This window comes from Streptomyces yunnanensis (assembly GCF_029011865.1).
Lineage (GTDB): Bacteria > Actinomycetota > Actinomycetes > Streptomycetales > Streptomycetaceae > Streptomyces > Streptomyces yunnanensis.
Window position 1 is genome coordinate 8,187,432 of sequence record NZ_CP095749.1, and the last position, 16,582, is coordinate 8,204,013.

Genomic DNA, 16,582 nt, shown 5'->3' on the forward strand with positions numbered 1-16,582 from the left:
CCGTCCACCCGTACCGGCTACGCCGACGGAGTCACGGCGTCGGCAGGTACTTGTAGCCGATGCCGAAGACGGTGGTGATCAGCTTCCGCCGCCCCGGGCCCAGCCGCCGGCGCAGCCGGGCGATGTGCACGTCCACCGTGCGGTCGCTGGACCGGCAGTCCGGCCAGACCGCGGCCATCAGCTGCTGCCGGGTGAAGGCCCGTCGCGGGTGCAGCACCAGGTGGGCCAGCAGGTCGAACTCCAGCCGGGGGATGTCGATCTGACGGCCGTCGATGGAGACGGTGCGCGCCGCGGTGTCGATCTGGACCGGGTCGGGCGCGAGCTCGCCGGCCGGCGGCTGCGCACCGGCGACGGGCACGGTCGGCCCGGCGCACGGCGGGGCGAGGATGATGTGCAGCTTGTCCGAGGTCAGTCGGTGAACCGACACGGGTTCCAAATCGTGCAAGGTGAGTTGCCACTTGCCGTCGGGGAGCCGGTCGACCGCCAAGGGTGGTCCTCCGCCGGGGCCGGCCTTTGCCGGCCGGCCGAAATCGGCATCCGGTCGCAACGCAAGGGGGGTCGTCGACGCGTTCATAAACATGATCTGGGCCCATTCCTCTTGCAAAGCAGGCGTGTTCGGACAGACGTGGCGGTGCTCGGCGTGCGGCCTGCGGTACCGCTGTGCCGCGAACGCTGTGCAGCCCGGTGAGAGGCCGGGCCGGTACACCGACACTCGTGATGCGGGTGCGCCCAACGGGCCGAACACCCTCCCGTCCCTGTTGGGGAGAGCGCTCGCGCCCGTGCCCGTACTCGGCCATGACGTGAACAACCGTCACGTCACCGGTCCGAACGAACGCTACATGTGATCGCGCGCTTCCGGATAGTAGCTTCCGCTAATTACGGTTGCTCTTGAGCCGATTTCGTGTTTGGCGACCTTCGGGCCGGTCGGCGGTCCGCAGGAGCGGGTCGTCGACCTCCTGGGAATCGTTTCCCTGTCCGGCGATTCCCTTACGCATTCCCTATGAAGCCTTCTGCCTCCGGCGCCGGTTGCGGTGTCGCCGTACCGCGTCGAGAAGGGTAAGGGTTCTGCTGAATAAGGGCCTTACATCAAGGTGGGGTCATGGACGCACACCTGGCCGGCCGGCCGCCCCGCACCTCCGCCCTGCCCGACAACACCCCGCCGCCGCCCGGGAGATGGCTGCCCCTCGTGGCGGCCTGCCTGGGCACCTTCCTGCTGCTGGTCTACGCCACGATCGTGACGGTCGCGCTGCCCCGTATGGCCGGCGATCTGGGCGCCGACTTCGGGGCCCTGCAGTGGATCACCGACGTCTACACCCTCGCCCTGGCCGGACTGCTCCTGGGGATGGGCTCGCTCGGCGACGCCCTGGGCCGCAAGCGCCTCTACCTCCTGGGGCTCGCGCTCTTCACGGCCGCCACGCTCGCCTGCGCGCTGGCCGGAAACGTCCCTCTCCTCATCGCCGCCCGTGCGGTGCAGGGCATCGCGGGCGCGGCGATGTTCGCCACCCTCGTGCCGCTGATCGGCCTCGCCTACACCGGCCGGGACCGGGCCCGGGCCTTCGCCGTCTGGGGTGCGGTCGCCGGCGCCGCCGCCGGTATCGGCAACGTCGCGGGCGGCACGCTCACCCAACTGCTGTCCTGGCAATGGATCTTCTACGGCGCGCTGCCGGTCTGCGCCGTGGCGCTGTGGCTGGCCACCAAGGTGCCCGCCGACCGCGCCCGCAGCGCGGCCCGGATCGACTGGCCGGGAATCGTCACCTTCAGCCTCGCCGCGACCGGCATCACCTTCGGCTTCGTCCGCGGCGGCGAGGCCGGTTGGGGCGATGGCTCGACCCTGCTGGGCTTCGGCCTCGGTGTGGTACTGCTGCTCGCCTTCGCCCTCGTGGAACGTGCGGCGACCCACCCCATGGTGCCGCTCGGGCTGTTCCGCAAGCCTGCCTTCAACGGTCTGCTGCTCGCCTCCGGCGCCTACTACCTCGGCGGGTTCGCCTTCCTGCCGGTGCTCTCGCTCTGGCTCCAGAACGGTGCCGGGCTCGGCGCGTTCGCCACCTCCCTCGTCATCACCGCCCAGCCGGTGGCCTTCTTCGCCACCTCCGCGCTGGTCGGCGGCGCGCTGCACCGGATGCCCGCCCGGTGGAGCGTCGGCGGGGGAACCCTCCTGGTGGCGGCCGGAGACCTGCTGCTGCTCCTGGTCGCCCAACCCGGCGCGAACTGGCCGGTGTTGATACCCGGGCTGATCGTCACCGGCGTGGGCGCCGGACTGGTCTCGCCGGTCCTGCCGGCGCTCGCCATGGGCTCGGTGGATCCGGCCCACAGCGGCGTGGCCAGCGCGGCGGCCAACAGCGCCCGCCAGCTCGGACTGGCGCTGGGCATCGCCCTGTTGGGCACCGTCTTCCACCGCTCCGTACCGGGGACCGGGGCCGGCGCCCCACCGGTGGCGTACGCGGAGGGGCTGGGCGCGGTGTTCCTCGTCGCGGGTGCGGTCGCGGCGCTCGGCGGAGCGGTGGCATGGCTGGTCTGCGGGAAGGAGTGAATATGCCAATCAAAAGCTCCTGCGCGGTGGTTCCCCTTTCAAACGCCTTGTGGCGAAAAGGTGCGGAACCAGATATTCCAGACGACTGTTTTCGAAATGAGGAGGAAATGAGTAGGGTGTGGGCCGCTGCCGACTGACCAGCGGCGGCGGTCCAGCCGAATTCGGCATGGACGGAATGCGCGGGTGCCGCAAGGCACCCGCGTGGACCGGGAGGGGAACATGCCGGCCGGCTCTTTCGAGGGGCAGTACGTATGGAGTCCAGCAGCCGATGACCGGGCGCTGGCGCGAGCGTGTATGGATGTCCGGGCCGGGCGCTACTTGAGCGCTCATGAGGTACTGCGGGACACCCGGCAGGATTTCGAGCTACGGGCCCACCGGTCACTGGTGCTGGCCTCCGAGGCGGCCGGTACCGACCTGGCCGAACGCTGGCTCGCCGAAGAACCGGGACCGGACGCCGCTCTGTTATGGGCGCGGGTGGCGATGCTCCGGGCCCTGCGCATGGCCGACGCCGGCGACCGCCGGGCCGGCGCCCTGGAGCGGATAGCGCGCACCGCCTGCGAACGGGCCGCGAAACTGGCCCCCGAGGACCCCACCCCCTGGGTCGCCCGGCTCGCCCTGGCCCGCCTCGACCGCCCGCAGGACCCCGCCCCCCAGGGGCTGTTGACCTCGCCCACCGGCCCCTGGTACCTCTTCGCGCACGTCCTCCGGCTCGACCCCTGGCACCGCGAGGCCCACCACCGCTTCCTGTCCTTCTTCTTCACCCGGTACGGCGGCTCGTCCAGCGCGAGCTGGGACGTCGCCGCCTTCCTCAGCCAGCGCGCCGCGGCCTCCTCGCCGCTCCGGCTGCTGCCCCTGGTGGCACTCGTCGAGGACTACAACCCCGACACGCCGCTGGCCGACCACGCCTGGGAGCAGCCGCAGTGGATCACCGCCGCAACGGGCGTGCACCGCAACTGGTTCCCCACCGTGGCCGGATATCGCTTCACCCCGGTCGTCGATCTGGCGTATCTCGCCCACGCGCTGTTCATGGCGAAACACGAATTCGAGGCCCGCGAGGTCCTCACGGCGATGGGGCCGTATGCCTCCCGAATGCCATGGAGCGCCTTCGGTGATCCCGAGGAGCAATTGACAAAAGCCCGGAGAGCGTGCGGACTTCCCGTCCCGCACGCTCTGTGACGTGCCGACCGTATGCCTTCGCCGCATCACTCACCCCCCACCAGCAGAAAGGTTCCGGCAGTGCCCGAGCGTACGTCCTCCCCGACCCGCGTAAAAACCCGCTCGAAAACTCCGCAGGGCGTGGACCCCGCCGCCCTCGACGACGACGCGACCCTGCACGCCATGGGCTATCCGCGGAAACTCACCCGCAGATTCCGCGCCTTTGACAATTTCGCCATCTCCTTCACCATCATCAACATCATTTCCGGCATCTTCTCCTCCTTCGGTTTCGGCCTGAACGCCGGCGGACCGCGGATCCTGATATTCGGCTGGATCGGCGTCTCCGTCATGGTGCTGTTCGTCGGAGCCGCCATGGGCGAGATCGCCTCCGCGTACCCGACCAGCGGCGCGCTCTACTTCTCCGCGGGCAAGCTCGCCAAGCGCCACCAGGGCGCCTGGTCCTGGTACACCGGCTGGCTCAACTTCGTCGGCCAGGTCGGCGGCACCGCCGCCACCAACTTCGCCGCCGCCACCTTCATCCAGGCGTTCATCGCCATGCAATGGCCGTCCTATCAGCCCACCGCACCGCAGACGGTCGGCATCACCGCGGTGATTTTGCTGGTGCAAGCGCTTGCGAACACCTACACCGTCCGACTGGTCGCCGTACTCAACCGGATTTCCGTGTGGTGGCTGCTGATCGGCATGGTGGTCATCGTCGCCGCCCTCGCGCTGATTCCGACACACCATCAAGAGCCGTCCTTCGCCACCCACTTCGTCAACAACACCGGCTTCACCAACGCCATTTACGGCGGAATGCTCGGCCTGCTCGTCACCAGCTGGACGTTCACCGGCTTCGACGGCAGTTTCCACATGTCCGAAGAAACGGTGAAGGCCACCGTCAATGCCCCGCGCGGGATCATGCGGGCGATCACCTGCTCCGCGCTCACCGGACTGGTCCTCATGCTCGCTCTGGTGTACGCCATCCGCGACTATGGCCGGGCCGCGGCGGACGACGCCCCTCCGGTACGGATTCTCATCGACGCGCTCGGCGTGCACTCCGCGAAGTTCCTGCTGCTGATCGTCATCGGCGCCATGCTCTTCTGCGGACTCGCCAACATGACCAGCAACACCCGGCAGATCTTCGCCTTCTCCCGCGACGGCGCGATGCCCGGCTCCCGTTGGTGGCACTCGGTCTCCGACCGCACCCGCACCCCCGTCAAGGCCGTCTGGCTCGCCGCCGTCTGCTCGCTGCTCCTGGTCGTCCCCGGCTGGTGGTCGCACACCGCCTTCACCGCGGTCGTCAGCGTCAACGTGGTGGGCCTCTTCCTCTCCTACGGCGTGCCCATCTTCCTCCGCCTGCGGCTCGACGACTTCCAGGCCGGACCGTGGAACCTCGGCCGCTACGGCAAGCCCGTCGCCGCGATCGCCGTGATCTGGATCGCCCTCAGCAACATCCTCTTCATGCTGCCGCAGCAGTACCCGGTCACCCCGGAGTCCTTCAACTACGCGCCGATCGCACTGGCGGCGGTCCTGGTGATCGCCACGGTCTGGTGGTTCGCCACCGCCCGCCGCCGCTTCCAGGGGCCGGTCAGCTACGGCAGCCCCGACGAGGTCGCGGCCATGGACCTGATCTGACCGAAGCCCCCCTCAGAAAGGGACGCACCCCCGATGCGACCGACCACCCGCACCGCCCCGGCCCACGACGGTGAACTCGCCGTCACCGCGGCCCCGTTGGACCTCTGGCACGAGATCGTCGGCTGGACCGCCGACGAGGGCTGGAACCCGGGCGAGGGCGACATCAGCCACTTCCACCCCACCGACCCCGACGGCTTCTTCCTCGGCCGCCTCGGCGACCGCACCGTCTCGGCCCTCTCGATCGTCAACTACTCCGACGACTACGCCTTCTTGGGCTTCTACCTCGTCGCCCCCGGTCTCCGCGGTCAGGGCCTCGGCCTCGCCACCTGGCGCACCGCCTTCCCGCACGCCGGGACCCGGACCGTCGGCCTGGACGCGGTCCCCGCCCAGCAGGCCACCTACCGTCGGGCCGGCTTCACCCCCGCCCACGACACCCTCCGCTACACCGGCCGCCCCACCTCCGGCGCCCGGCCCTCCCCGGACACCCACCCGGTCACCGCCGCCCACCTCGACGCGATCGCCGCCTATGACCGCCGCTGTTTCCCCGCGGACCGGCGCGACTTCCTCGCCCGCTGGCTGACCGCCCCCGGCCACACCGCCCGGGTCCACCTCAGGGACGGCCGGGTCGCCGGCTACGGCGTGCTCCGCCCGGCCCACTCCGGCCACCGCATCGGCCCGCTCTTCGCCGACACCCCGGAGACCGCGGAGGCCCTCTTCGACGCCCTCACCGCCCACCTCGACCCCGCAGACGAGGTCAGCATCGACATCCCCGAACCCCGCACCCCCGCCCACACGTTGGCCGTCGCCCGCGGCCTGACCCCCCGTTCCCACACCGTCCGCATGTACACCGGCCCGGTCCCGTCCGCGGACGCCGCCCACACCTTCGGCGTCACCAGCCTCGAACTGGGCTGACGGAATCCGCCCCGGCACGCGACCGGCGTGCCCCGCGCCCCACGTCCCACCACGGGGGTGCGGGGCACCCCGATGTCCTCACGCGTCGGCATGCCGGCCACGTCGATGGCGGCGATGCCCTTTGCGCGGACCCTGTCCCGTTCGGCGCCGGCCGGCCCCCGCTCGCCCGGTCAGTGGGCGAAGACCGTGCTCGCCAGGGCCACATGGACGGCGGTGCCGCCGAGGATGCTCAGCAGGGCGTTGCGGCGCCACAGGTGCAGGCCGATGGTGACGGCCAGGGCCGTCAGGGGGGCGAGCGCGCGCGGCTCGGTCACCGGCAGGTCGCGCAGGCAGTAGACGAGCAGGATGACCATGACGCCGGCGGGCATGCGGCGGCTGAGGTACTGGACGGTCGCGCTGGCGCGCAGCGGGGCGAGCGCGGCGAAGGGAAGGGCGCGCAGGGCCCAGGTGACGGCGGCGGAGACGGCGACCGCCGCGACGAGGTAGTGGGTGTCAGGCACGGGCGGACCTCCTGCCGGTGGCGAAGTGGCGGGCCAGCAGCCCGGCGGTGAACAGGGCGAAGGCGGCCGGGAGCAACTGGTCGGGGAAGACGAGGCGGGCGGCCAGCGCGCTGAGCAGGGCCAGGGCGGGGGTGGGCAGGTCGCCCCGCCGGTCCCGGATGGCGTCGAGGGCCAGGACGGTGAACAGGGCGGTCAGCGCGAAGTCCAGGCCGGTGACGCTGTCGGGTATGAGCGAGCCGAGCAGGGCCCCGGCGGTGGCGCTGCCGGCCCAGTACAGGTGCATGAACAACTGCAGCCACAGGATGCGGCGGCCGGGCCAGGAGCGTGCCCGCTCGCCGGTGGTCAGGGCGTACGCCTCGTCGGTGAGGGCGAAGGTGCTGTACGCCTTGGCGGGGCGGCCCTTGACGCGGTGCAGCGGGAACGACAGCGCGTAGAAGACGTGCCGGATGTTGACGAGGAAGGCGGTCAGCGCGACCGTCGCCAGCGGCGCGACGGCGGTGACCAGGCCGATCAGCAGGAACTCGAAGGACCCGGCGTAGATGAGGGTGGTGAACAGGGTCGCCCACCACCAGGCGAGGCCGGAGTGGGTGACGAGCACGCCGAAGGCGAGGCCGAGCGGGACGAGGCCCAGGCCCACCGAGGCGGAGTCCTTCAAGGCGGCGCGGGCCTGGGGCGGTGTGCGGGGGGAGGGTGCGGGAGGCGCGGGCCGAGCGGGGGCGTCGACACGGGCCGAAGGTATTGCCATGTCGCAATTTTAGGACGAAATGGATCTTATTTGGTTGCTGATTATGCCTCTAGGATCGCCGTGTGAGTAAGGAAATCGAGCTGGATGCCATCGATCGGGAAATTTTGTTTCAGCTGCGCCGGGACGGGCGGCTGACCAACGTCGAGCTCGCCAAGCGCGTCGGGCTGACCCCGCCGCCGTGCCTGCGCCGGGTCAAGCGCCTGGAGGAGGACGGTGTCATCTCCGGCTACCGGGCCGTCATCGATTCCGCGGCGGTCGGCCGCGGCCTGGAGGTCCTGGTGGACGTCGAGGTGTACGCCACCGACCGCGCGACCGTCGAGGAGTTCGAGGACACGGTGGCGGCCTATGAAGAGGTCGTCGAGCTCCGTCGGTTCTTCGGGCGGCCGGACTACTTCCTGCGCGTCGCGGTCGCCGACCACGCCGCCTACGAGGAGTTCCTGACCCGCAAGCTGACGGGCCTGCGCGGCGTGCTGCGGGTGGAGTCCCATCTGACGATGAAGAAGATCAAGGCCGACCTCTGAGCACCCCGTTCGGGCGGGCGGCGCGGACGGGACGGCCGTCAGGGGGTACGTCACGCACTCCGGTTTGCCGTCGGCCCCGGTCGTCCCCCCCCGCGTACGCACCCGAGCTGAACGCGGTCGAGTATCTGTGGGCCCACCACACGCAGCCTCGCGAACCTCTCCAGCGTCGCCCTCGACCACCCTGCCACACTCGTGCGCAACCGACTCAAACGGCCGCAGCACCGCCCCGACGTCCTCGACGGCTTCCTCGCCGGGACCGGGCTCTCCCCCGACCTCCCACCACCGTCACCGTGAAGCGCCGAGGTCAGTAGGAATCCATCGTCGTACCGCTCAGGGGAGTTGCGGATGGCACGGGAGTCGGAGTTCGCGGGCAGCGTCACCGCCGCCCGGCAGCTTGGACGGCGGCGAACCCCCTCCGGAGCCTTTCAGTGCCGTGATGGCCATTCTCAGTCCGCGCGCGGGGCTGCTGGTGAACAGGCCGGACTGCGCGACGTCGAGCGTGCGAAGGTGCGGCGGTAGGAAGTGGGGGTGGTGTCCAGTGCGCGCCGGAAGTGCAGCCGCAGGTTGGCTGCCGTGCCCAGCCCGCAGTCCCGCGCCACCTGTTCCACCGAGCGGTCCGTGGTTTCCAGCAGTTCCCGCGCCCTGCCGAGCCGGGCGTTGAGCAGCCACTGCAACGGGGTCGTGCCCGTCTCCTCGGCGAACCGCCGCATGAAGGTGCGCTGCGAGAGGCCCGCGTGTCGGGCAAGCACGCGCAGCGTGAGCGGCTCGCCGAGCCGGTCCAGGGCCCATCCACGGGTACCGGACAGCGACTCCTGACCGGCCACCGCGACGGGAGCCGGCACGTACTGGGCCTGCCCACCGTCTCGGTGGGGGGCGGCGACCAGACCGCGGGCGATCTGGTTGGCCACCTCCGCTCCCAGGTCGCGGCGCACGATATGCAGGCACAGGTCGATGCCGCAGCACACCCCGGCCGAGGTGAGCACGTCGCCCTCGTCGACGTAGAGCACGTCGCGGTCGACCGCGACGGCCGGGAAGTCCCGCTCGAACTCGTCGATGTGCTTCCAGTGGGTCGTGGCGTGCAGCCCGTCCAGTACGCCTGCCGCGGCCAGCGCGAAGGCGCCCGTGCAGATCGACACCACACGCTTGCCTCGTTCGCGGGCTTCGGCCAGTGCATCGAGCACGGCGTCCGGCAACGGGAGGATCGGTTCGAATCCCGGCACGATCAGGGTGTCGGCGGTGCGCACCTGTTCCAGGCCCCCGTCGGCGACCAGTGCGAAGCCCGCAGTGGTCGCCACCTGCGCCTCCAGCGCGCACAGGGTCATCTCGTAGGGGGTTTCCGGCCGGGTGGTGAAGATCTGCGTCGGGATCGCCAGGTCGAGTGGGGTGACCCCGTCCAGCGCCAGGACCGCTACTCGATGCACTGCCATGGCAAGATTCTAACGAAGTATGGAATTTTTGCCTCTCACCAGGTCAGGGCGGTTGCGGCCAGGCTGAAGACATGACCGGACCTACGCACGAGACGACCGCCGACCCGATCACGCTGCCCGGCACACCACTTGCCGACGCCGTCATGAACCTCGTCCGACCGGTGGAAACGCCGTCCGTCTTCAACCACAGCATCCGCAGCTACCTGTTCGCCCGGCTGGTTGCCGGCCGCCTCGGCCTGACCGCCGGCCACGACTACCACGACGACCTGTTGTTCGCCGCGTGCGCGATGCACGACCTCGGCGTGGCCTCGGACGGCCCGCACAGCCAGCGGTTCGAGGTCGAAGGCGCCGACCGGGCCGCCGCATTCCTGATCGACCACGGAGTACCCGCAGCCGACGCCGACCAGGTCTGGCAGGCCATCGCCCTGCACACCTCCCCGGGCATCGCGGAACGCCGCGGAACGCTGTGCGTGCTCGTCCGCGAAGGCGTCGCCCTCGACTTCGGCGGCCCACTGGGCGCCGGACACGTCGACGCCGTCACCGACAAGCAGGCCGACGTCGTGCACGCCGCCTATCCACGGCTGGACATGATCCGCTCACTCACCGACGCGATCGTCGCGCAAGCCGCGAAAGACCCGAAGAGCGCACCCCGGTACACGATCCCCGGCGAATTCCTCCGTGAACGCGAGACCTTCGGCCGGACCCGGCTGGAGCACGCCTGCCGTTCGTCCCGCTGGGGCAACTGACTCCACGGACTCCACGACCCCATCAACAGAGAAAGGGCAGCACCGCAATGACCATCCACACTGTCGAGGTCCCCGAGGACAACGCCGTCTTCGGGCAAACCATCAGCGCCTTCGCAAGCTTCGGCTATTCCGCCGCGGTCCGCGCGCACGGCCTCCTGTTCATCGCCGGAACGATCGGTCGCCGCGCCGACGGAACCATCCCGGACACCATTGAAGAGCAGACCGAGATCGCCATCTTGAAGATCGAAGAGATCCTTCGGCTGGAGAACCTCGACACGTCCGCCCTCGTCGACGTCACCAGCTACCACGTCGACATCCGCCAGCACCTGCCCGGCTTCATCGATGCCAAACAGCGCCTCGTCAACGCGCCCTACCCGACCTGGACGATCATCGGGGTCAGCGGACTCGCCAGCCCCGGACTCCTCATCGAAATCCGCGCGACCGCCGCGTATCCCGACGCATCCCGGTAGACCGCCGCCCCTGGGCCCGCTCTCCGGCCCAGGGGCTCGTCACGGCGGACGTGAGGTTCGCTTCTGTACCAACCGGCCGTCACAGCGGGCGGATTCTCAACCGTACTGCCAGCTCCGTCACCTCGAAGCGCCCGAGTCGGTATTGCGCGTCGGGGCGGTTGGAGCAGGCACACCGGCAGGTGCCTGTCGCGTCAGCATCATTCGATCGGGTGAATGTGATCGAGTCAGCGCAGAGCTGCCCGCAGCTGCCTCCCGCGTGGGCAGTTGGCTTGGAAAGCTCAGATGCCGACTCGGGAAGGCCCTGTGGCTGCCGCTGCCGTCCAGGCCAAGTTGCAGCGCATGGACATGGGCGCCCGAAATGAGGAACCGGTTGCTTCTGGCGTCCGGGGCTGGTTTCGCACGCCAGTTGGTACTGGCCGATCTTGCCCTGCCGTGCACTGGCGGGCTTTACACGCCTCCCGCAGCTCTGTGGAGTTGCTGCTCCGAACGAGTGACAGGGGAGGGTTCGTGAGCGAGCTGCTGGAAGGCAGTCAGTATCTGATCAAGAGCAAGAAGACCGGGTTGTACCTGACCGGGAATCCCAGTCAGGACCGCCCGGAGCACGGCATGGTCGAGATGCAGCCGCTGCGGCAGGGGGAGGAACGCACGTCGCAACTGTGGGAGTTGCGACAGGGCAACGCCCAGGGGCGCTTCATGCTGCGCAACATGCAGCGGCGGCAGTCGTACCTACACCCCTGGGGACACAGCGGCGATGCCAGTACCAAGCTGGAAGAGTTCATCTACGAGCAGGACCACGAAGACAGCTACATGTGGGAGCTCGTCAAGGAGACCGCCTCGGACGGTGATGTCTGGGCGCTGAAGTGTGTGGTCGGCGGTCGCTGGCTCAACATCGTGGGTCACAGCGACGCGGCCGGCGCCCAGGTGGAGATCTACGACGACCCGTCAGATTCCCACGCCTATCGGCAGTGGACGATGGAGCGGGTTCCTGAGGCGGCATCCGGGGTCGAGCTGCCGCTGACGTTCTCCGTCCCCCAGGAGTTCAGCTCCCTGGACCTGGTGGCCTCCGTGGAGGAGAACACCGACCGACTGCTCGAACAGCTCGGGCAGCTCGATCCCCCGCCGTCGCAGGAGGAACTCGCCCACGCCGTCCTGGCGCAGCAGACCATGTTCGAGATGCTGACCGCGGCCGGGGCCGTCTACGCCGGCGTCCTGCTGGCGGCGACGCAGCAGCAGCGTCTGAGCTCGGCGATGTTGACGGTCGTTGCCCGGCCCAGCGAGTTGAACAACGAGGAAACGGTCGATCGCCTGGCACGCACGCTGGGCGCGATCCATCCCGAGGCCGAGGTCGGTGTCTCCCGGATACCCACCGGGCGCGTGGTGCTGCTGACCCAGGAAAGCAAGGTCGAAGAACCGGTCAACCTCCTGGCCAACGGCGGCCCACCCACCGTGGTGCGCCAGTTGCACGTCTTCGTGCCGATCCCGGGCCGGTTGGCGATGGCGGACTTCTCCATCTCCACCGAGAACATCGCTGAATGGGACCACTACGTCGAGATCCTGGCCGGCGTCTGCAACACCATCGCCTTCACCTAAAGCCGCCCGCCGCCACGGAACGTAAAGGACCTCGTCATGAACAAGCCGCTGTACACACTGGAAAGCGAAGCCGCCACCCAGCTGAAGAACCTCGGCTACAACGCCTCCGTGCACGACCTGGTCGTGCAGGCCGCACACAAGGAGCTCAATCGGTTCGCCCAGCACGAGGGCGAAGCGGTGCAGATGTGGGGCTGGGACCCGAACTCCCTGCACGATGCGGACCGTTACCGCATCAGCCAGCTCGTGCGCTCCTTCACCTTCCAAGAACAGCGCATCGTTGCCGCCCTGAAGCGGCTGGACGAGCAATTCCGCTACTACATCGCCTCCTCTCCCCAGGCGCGTGCGCAGGCCGAGGCGTTCGTCGACTCTCTCAACCAAGCCGCCGCCCACCGCGCGATCGATGGCGTAGCCCGTGGCCTGGATGGGGCTGCGGCCCTGTGGTTCACGAAGGACAAGCGCGACCAGGCAGCCAAAGACCTGGTCGCCAAGTGGAAGCAGAAGACCTCCGAAACCGACGCTCACTTCCCCCGAACCCCAGAAGAGCTGGACGAGTCGGATGAGAACGGTGCCTTCAAACCCGAGGGACTCTGCAAGCGGGAGGCGTACGAACAGGGCGAACAGCTCGTGTCCCAGGTGATCGCAGATCACCTCAAAGTCGGGCCTTTTACGAAACTGGCCGAGGAGTTGGTTAAACCGATCATCAAGATCTGGCACGGCGGCGACACCGGGCGCGAGCCCGACGAGATCCGCGACTACGACCCGGAAGGCGACGACCTTGCAGACACGTACCTGCGGCCTCTCTTCCGACGCATCCACACCGTGAACAGCATCGTGGACTTCCACGATCCGGAGATCGCCCGCGAACTCGGCCGACGTAGCAACGCGTTCAACTCCGACCCCTGGGACGAGCAGGGGAACGAGCGGCCCGAGGACACGTCCTTCAAGGGGTCCGGCGTCGACGTGGATCTGTGGCGGTTGAAGGACCACGGATACCCCACCAAGCGCATCCCCGACGGGCTGCTGTACGACCTGGTGGACATTGCCCTGGCCGTGCAGGCGGAGTACCAGTTGCAGTGCTTCTTCGTGGACCGGGAGCTGGCCAAGGTCATCGAGACCCGGGGCAAGGAAGAGCAGTGGCTCTACCAGAAGACCGCGGACTGGGCCGCCGAGCTGGCCAAGGCGAAGCAGAAGGAGATCGACCGCTGGAGCTTCTGGGGTGATGTCCTGGGGATGGTCAGTGCCGTCGCCGGCGTCCTGACCTTCATCCCGGGGGTGTCCGTGATCGCGGGCCCCATCGCCGCCGTCACCGCTGCCGCGTCGCTCGGCCTGCACGCCAAGGCCATCTCCCTCAAGGGGAAGGTGGACGCCGCCGATGGCGTCACCCTCGCAGCGGATGTGCTGGCTGCTCTCCCGGTCGTCGGTGCCGTGGCCAAGGGCGCGAAGGGCGCTTGGGCCGCGGCCCGCTTGAACAAGGTCGCCAACGTGATCGTCAGCAACAGCGGGCGGGCCTTCGTGGGGGCGATCGCCAGCAAGAGCGCATCCGATGCCGCCCGGGTCTTCGACTACCTCGGCAAGAAGGGCGCCCAGGTGGTCACAGGCACCGTCATCGAGAGCAAGATCCCCGGCAAGGTGTTGCAGGGGGCGGTCGCCCTGACCACCCAGGTTCCCACGGCCATCGACTGGGCCACCCCCGTGGACCAAGTAGCCAAGGACACGGCCGCCGGCACCGTACTGACCGCCAACATCGGCCAGACCATCGGCGAATGGGACACTGTCGGCGCCTTCACGAAGAAGGCCGGCACCCGCAGCCTCGAAACCTTCGGCAACTTCTTCAAAGCCCTGGCTAAAGCCCACTAAAGCACCCTGTGTCCGGAACGCCGATTCCGGCACAAGGACACTCCGAGTCGGCGCCGGGCCCACATGGGCCCGGCGCCCTCCCACAAGGCCCCAGACGAAGCCACAGTGTCAGCCACCGCACTCAGGTGTCGCCTATGGCACCAGGCACGCCTACCAGGCGATCCTCGCGCTCGACCGGCCAAGTGGAACGCTCAGCGCCAACTACAACGCTCAGTCGCACCGGGCCGGTCATCTTCACTCGTGTGAGTGCTGCGCCGTAATTCGAACACGTGATGCAATTTTGGTTGTGACCGACTACGTCTTCCCCGCCGACCTCGTCCAGGCCCAGTCCGCCTGGTACGCCGCCTATCAACAGCTCGCCGCCGAGGAGAGTCCGGCGCGCACGACCGTGTTGCGCCGCAGACTCCAGCGGCTCTCCGTGGAGATCGCCACGCACCCCTACTGGGCCGACATCCCCGGCCACGCCCCGGCCGCCCGGATGGCACTCAAGGAGATGGCCTGGGAGGGGCGCCGGCCATGACGCCACACACGGGCGCCCGCGGAAGCGCTCGCCGCCGGCCCGGAGCAGGCCGGGCGGGCCGGGCGGGCCGGGCGGGCCGGGTACGACGACGCGCCGTCGGTCAGACGGCGACGGCGCGTCGGGGGCACTGCCGAGGCTCAGCGGCCGAGCCGGCTGCGGAGCATGGCGAACAGGGCGTCGAGCTCCGGGAGTTTGAGCAGGCGGGCGAGGGCCAGGAAGAGGCCCAGCAGGAGTGCGGCGCCGACGAGCAGCGCGACCAGGGAGGCCAGGGCGCCGGTGCCCAGGGCGTGCAGCAGGGCCGTCGAGGCGGCTCCGCCGGCGAGCGCGGCGGGGGCCGCGGCGGTGCACAGGCGCACATAGGTGCGCAGCACGCGGGGGCCGTCGAGGTCGCCGTCCAGGCGCTTGCGCAGCCGGCGCCAGGCGACCGCGATGCCGACGGCGAAGCCCAGCCCGTAGGAGGCGGCCATGCCGGCCACCGCCCAGTGCGCGGGGAGGAGGACGAAGCACGCCGCGGACGCGGCGGCGTTGACGGCGGCGACGACCAGGGTGTTGTAGAAGGGCGTGCGGGTGTCCTCGTAGGCGTAGAAGCCGCGCAGCACGACGTACTGCGCGGAGTAGGGGATGAGGCCCAGGCCGAAGCCCATCAGGGCGCGGCCGATGCCCTGTGCGCCCTCGGTTCCCGAACTGGCGTAGAGCAGCGTGGCCATCGGCATGCCCAGGGCCAGGAAGGCGAAGGCGCACGGCACGACGGCGACGGCCGAGGTGCGCAGGCCGTAGGAGATGTCGTCGCGGACGGCCGCGGCGTCGCCGTCCAGGGCGGCGCGGGAGATCCGGGGCAGCACGGCGGTCATGACCGAAACGGTGATGATGGCCTGCGGCATCTGCCAGATCTGGTAGGCGAATTGGTACGTGGTGAAGCCGGAGCCGGGGTGGCCGGCGCGTTCGGCGGCGGCGCCGGCCTTGGTGGCGAGTTCGGTGACGACGATCAGGCCGAGCTGGTTGGCGAGCACGAACAGCAGCGTCCACTTGGCCAGGCCGGCGGCCCTGCCCAGACCGTGACCGCGGAAGTCGAAGCGAGGGCGGAGCCGGACGCCGGCGTCGCGCAGATACGGCAGCATGGCCAACGCCTGGACGGCCAGCCCGAGCAGGGTGCCCAGGCCCAGCAGTCGGACGCCTTCGGGGGTGATGGTCGCCGGGCTCACGCCGGAGTCGGTGAAGCCGCCGAAGGCCCAGATGAAGGCGGCGAAGGAGGCGATGATGACGACGTTGTTGAGGACGGGGGTCCACATCATGGCGCCGAACCGGCCGCGGGCGTTGAGGATCTGCCCGAGGATGACGTGGATCCCCATGAAGAACATGGTCGGGAGGCAGTAGCGGGCGAAGGCCACGGTCAGGGCCATGCGTTGCGGGTCGGCGGCGATGTCCGGGGACATCACGCGGACCAGCAGCGGCGCGGCCAGGACGCAGAGCGTCGTGGCACCGGCGAGGACGATGACGACGAGGGTGAGCAGGCGGTTGGCGTACGACTCGCCGCCGTCCTCGTCGTTCTTCATGGCGCGCACGAGCTGGGGGACGAACACCGCGTTCAGCGCGCCGCCGCCGACCAGCACATAGATCATCGTGGGCAGGACGTTGGCGACCTGATAGGAGTCGTTGAGCGTGCCGACGCCGATCGCGGCCGCCATGACGAGCGTGCGCAGGAAGCCCGTGATCCGCGACACGATGGTGCCCGCGGCCATCAGCGCACTGGACTTGGCCAGACGGGAGCCGCCGCCCTTCGGTTCGGGTTCGGGTTCGGACGTCGCGGCAGGCGCGGGGTCCCGCGCGGTGGAGACGCGCAGGGGGACGGTGTCGTCCGGCAGTCGGCTGTGCAGCCCTCCCGCCCCGTTGGACTCTTCACTCGGCGCGGCCATGTCCGTTCCTCCCCACCAGGACGGGCCCCACGGCCCGTCGTCGTTCGCCATGACACCTTCG

15 protein-coding genes and 1 pseudogene are annotated in these 16,582 nt (G+C 69.5%); 11 read left to right on the forward strand and 5 right to left on the reverse strand.

Annotated elements, in window-relative coordinates:
• Nucleotides 1–31: 31 nt before the first annotated feature.
• Nucleotides 32–427: a winged helix-turn-helix domain-containing protein gene (locus MOV08_RS35765; RefSeq protein ID WP_235092664.1), complete on the reverse strand. Its 396-nt coding sequence runs from the start codon at nucleotides 425–427 to the stop codon at nucleotides 32–34.
• 672 nt (nucleotides 428–1,099) lie between these two features.
• Here MOV08_RS35765 and MOV08_RS35770 point away from each other — a divergent pair.
• From MOV08_RS35770 to MOV08_RS35785, 4 genes are all read left to right on the forward strand, one after another.
• Entirely contained in the window at nucleotides 1,100–2,530 is a 1,431-nt protein-coding gene (locus tag MOV08_RS35770; protein WP_275310374.1) for an MFS transporter, read from the forward strand.
• Nucleotides 2,531–2,749: 219 nt separating this feature from the next.
• Nucleotides 2,750–3,706 carry a serine/threonine-protein kinase gene (locus MOV08_RS35775; protein ID WP_275310375.1) on the forward strand — a complete coding sequence of 319 codons (957 nt, stop codon included), beginning with the start codon at nucleotides 2,750–2,752 and terminating at the stop codon, nucleotides 3,704–3,706.
• A 162-nt stretch (nucleotides 3,707–3,868) separates the two neighbouring features.
• Entirely contained in the window at nucleotides 3,869–5,320 is a 1,452-nt protein-coding gene (locus MOV08_RS35780) for an amino acid permease (RefSeq protein ID WP_275312003.1), read from the forward strand.
• A gap of 33 nt (nucleotides 5,321–5,353) precedes the next feature.
• Entirely contained in the window at nucleotides 5,354–6,232 is an 879-nt protein-coding gene (locus MOV08_RS35785; protein WP_275310376.1) for a GNAT family N-acetyltransferase, read from the forward strand.
• Between the two features lie 170 nt (nucleotides 6,233–6,402).
• Here the strand turns inward: MOV08_RS35785 and MOV08_RS35790 are convergent, their stop codons facing one another.
• Nucleotides 6,403–6,732, reverse strand: coding sequence for a branched-chain amino acid transporter permease (locus MOV08_RS35790; protein ID WP_275310377.1), 330 nt, complete (start codon nucleotides 6,730–6,732; stop codon nucleotides 6,403–6,405).
• Nucleotides 6,725–7,369 carry an AzlC family ABC transporter permease gene (locus tag MOV08_RS35795; protein WP_107489711.1) on the reverse strand — a complete coding sequence of 215 codons (645 nt, stop codon included), beginning with the start codon at nucleotides 7,367–7,369 and terminating at the stop codon, nucleotides 6,725–6,727. The genes MOV08_RS35790 and MOV08_RS35795 overlap by 8 nt, the downstream gene beginning before the upstream one ends.
• A gap of 170 nt (nucleotides 7,370–7,539) precedes the next feature.
• On the opposite strand from MOV08_RS35795, the gene MOV08_RS35800 reads away from it, so the two are divergent.
• A complete protein-coding gene (locus MOV08_RS35800; RefSeq protein ID WP_078876019.1) occupies nucleotides 7,540–7,998 on the forward strand; it encodes an Lrp/AsnC family transcriptional regulator in 459 nt (152 codons plus the stop codon).
• A gap of 89 nt (nucleotides 7,999–8,087) precedes the next feature.
• Nucleotides 8,088–8,292 (forward strand): annotated as a pseudogene (locus MOV08_RS44235) (IS630 family transposase); the annotation flags it as partial.
• Nucleotides 8,293–8,444: 152 nt separating this feature from the next.
• Here the strand turns inward: MOV08_RS44235 and MOV08_RS35805 are convergent.
• Nucleotides 8,445–9,425: a GlxA family transcriptional regulator gene (locus tag MOV08_RS35805; RefSeq protein WP_275310378.1), complete on the reverse strand. Its 981-nt coding sequence runs from the start codon at nucleotides 9,423–9,425 to the stop codon at nucleotides 8,445–8,447.
• Between the two features lie 71 nt (nucleotides 9,426–9,496).
• Here MOV08_RS35805 and MOV08_RS35810 point away from each other — a divergent pair, with 71 nt between their 5' ends.
• The 5 genes from MOV08_RS35810 to MOV08_RS35830 all read left to right on the forward strand — a co-directional run bounded on the left by MOV08_RS35810 (nucleotide 9,497) and on the right by MOV08_RS35830 (nucleotide 14,608).
• Nucleotides 9,497–10,171 carry an HD domain-containing protein gene (locus MOV08_RS35810; protein ID WP_275310379.1) on the forward strand — a complete coding sequence of 225 codons (675 nt, stop codon included), beginning with the start codon at nucleotides 9,497–9,499 and terminating at the stop codon, nucleotides 10,169–10,171.
• A gap of 47 nt (nucleotides 10,172–10,218) precedes the next feature.
• Nucleotides 10,219–10,641 carry a Rid family hydrolase gene (locus tag MOV08_RS35815; RefSeq protein WP_275310380.1) on the forward strand — a complete coding sequence of 141 codons (423 nt, stop codon included), beginning with the start codon at nucleotides 10,219–10,221 and terminating at the stop codon, nucleotides 10,639–10,641.
• A gap of 507 nt (nucleotides 10,642–11,148) precedes the next feature.
• Complete coding sequence (locus tag MOV08_RS35820; RefSeq protein ID WP_275310381.1) at nucleotides 11,149–12,231, forward strand: RICIN domain-containing protein; 1,083 nt, start codon at nucleotides 11,149–11,151, stop codon at nucleotides 12,229–12,231.
• 36 nt (nucleotides 12,232–12,267) lie between these two features.
• Nucleotides 12,268–14,088 (forward strand): hypothetical protein, encoded by a 1,821-nt coding sequence (locus tag MOV08_RS35825; RefSeq protein WP_275310382.1) that lies wholly within the window; start codon nucleotides 12,268–12,270, stop codon nucleotides 14,086–14,088.
• Between the two features lie 286 nt (nucleotides 14,089–14,374).
• On the forward strand, nucleotides 14,375–14,608 hold the full coding sequence (locus MOV08_RS35830) for a hypothetical protein (protein ID WP_203232618.1): 234 nt from the start codon (nucleotides 14,375–14,377) through the stop codon (nucleotides 14,606–14,608).
• 137 nt (nucleotides 14,609–14,745) lie between these two features.
• Here MOV08_RS35830 and murJ read toward each other — a convergent pair whose 3' ends face one another.
• Nucleotides 14,746–16,572: a murein biosynthesis integral membrane protein MurJ gene (murJ, locus tag MOV08_RS35835; RefSeq protein ID WP_275310383.1), complete on the reverse strand. Its 1,827-nt coding sequence runs from the start codon at nucleotides 16,570–16,572 to the stop codon at nucleotides 14,746–14,748.
• Nucleotides 16,573–16,582 lie beyond the last annotated feature (10 nt).

Bases quoted from the DNA above. Each gene is read 5' to 3' on its own strand.
- MOV08_RS35770 (WP_275310374.1), top strand. From the start codon at position 1,100: ATGGACGCACACCTGGCCGGCCGGCCGCCCCGCACCTCCGCCCTGCCC.
- MOV08_RS35775 (WP_275310375.1), top strand. From the start codon at position 2,750: ATGCCGGCCGGCTCTTTCGAGGGGCAGTACGTATGGAGTCCAGCAGCC.
- MOV08_RS35780 (WP_275312003.1), top strand. From the start codon at position 3,869: ATGGGCTATCCGCGGAAACTCACCCGCAGATTCCGCGCCTTTGACAAT.
- MOV08_RS35785 (WP_275310376.1), top strand. From the start codon at position 5,354: ATGCGACCGACCACCCGCACCGCCCCGGCCCACGACGGTGAACTCGCC.
- MOV08_RS35805 (WP_275310378.1), bottom strand. From the start codon at position 9,425: ATGGCAGTGCATCGAGTAGCGGTCCTGGCGCTGGACGGGGTCACCCCA.
- MOV08_RS35810 (WP_275310379.1), top strand. From the start codon at position 9,497: ATGACCGGACCTACGCACGAGACGACCGCCGACCCGATCACGCTGCCC.
- MOV08_RS35815 (WP_275310380.1), top strand. From the start codon at position 10,219: ATGACCATCCACACTGTCGAGGTCCCCGAGGACAACGCCGTCTTCGGG.
- MOV08_RS35825 (WP_275310382.1), top strand. From the start codon at position 12,268: ATGAACAAGCCGCTGTACACACTGGAAAGCGAAGCCGCCACCCAGCTG.
- murJ (WP_275310383.1), bottom strand. From the start codon at position 16,572: ATGGCGAACGACGACGGGCCGTGGGGCCCGTCCTGGTGGGGAGGAACG.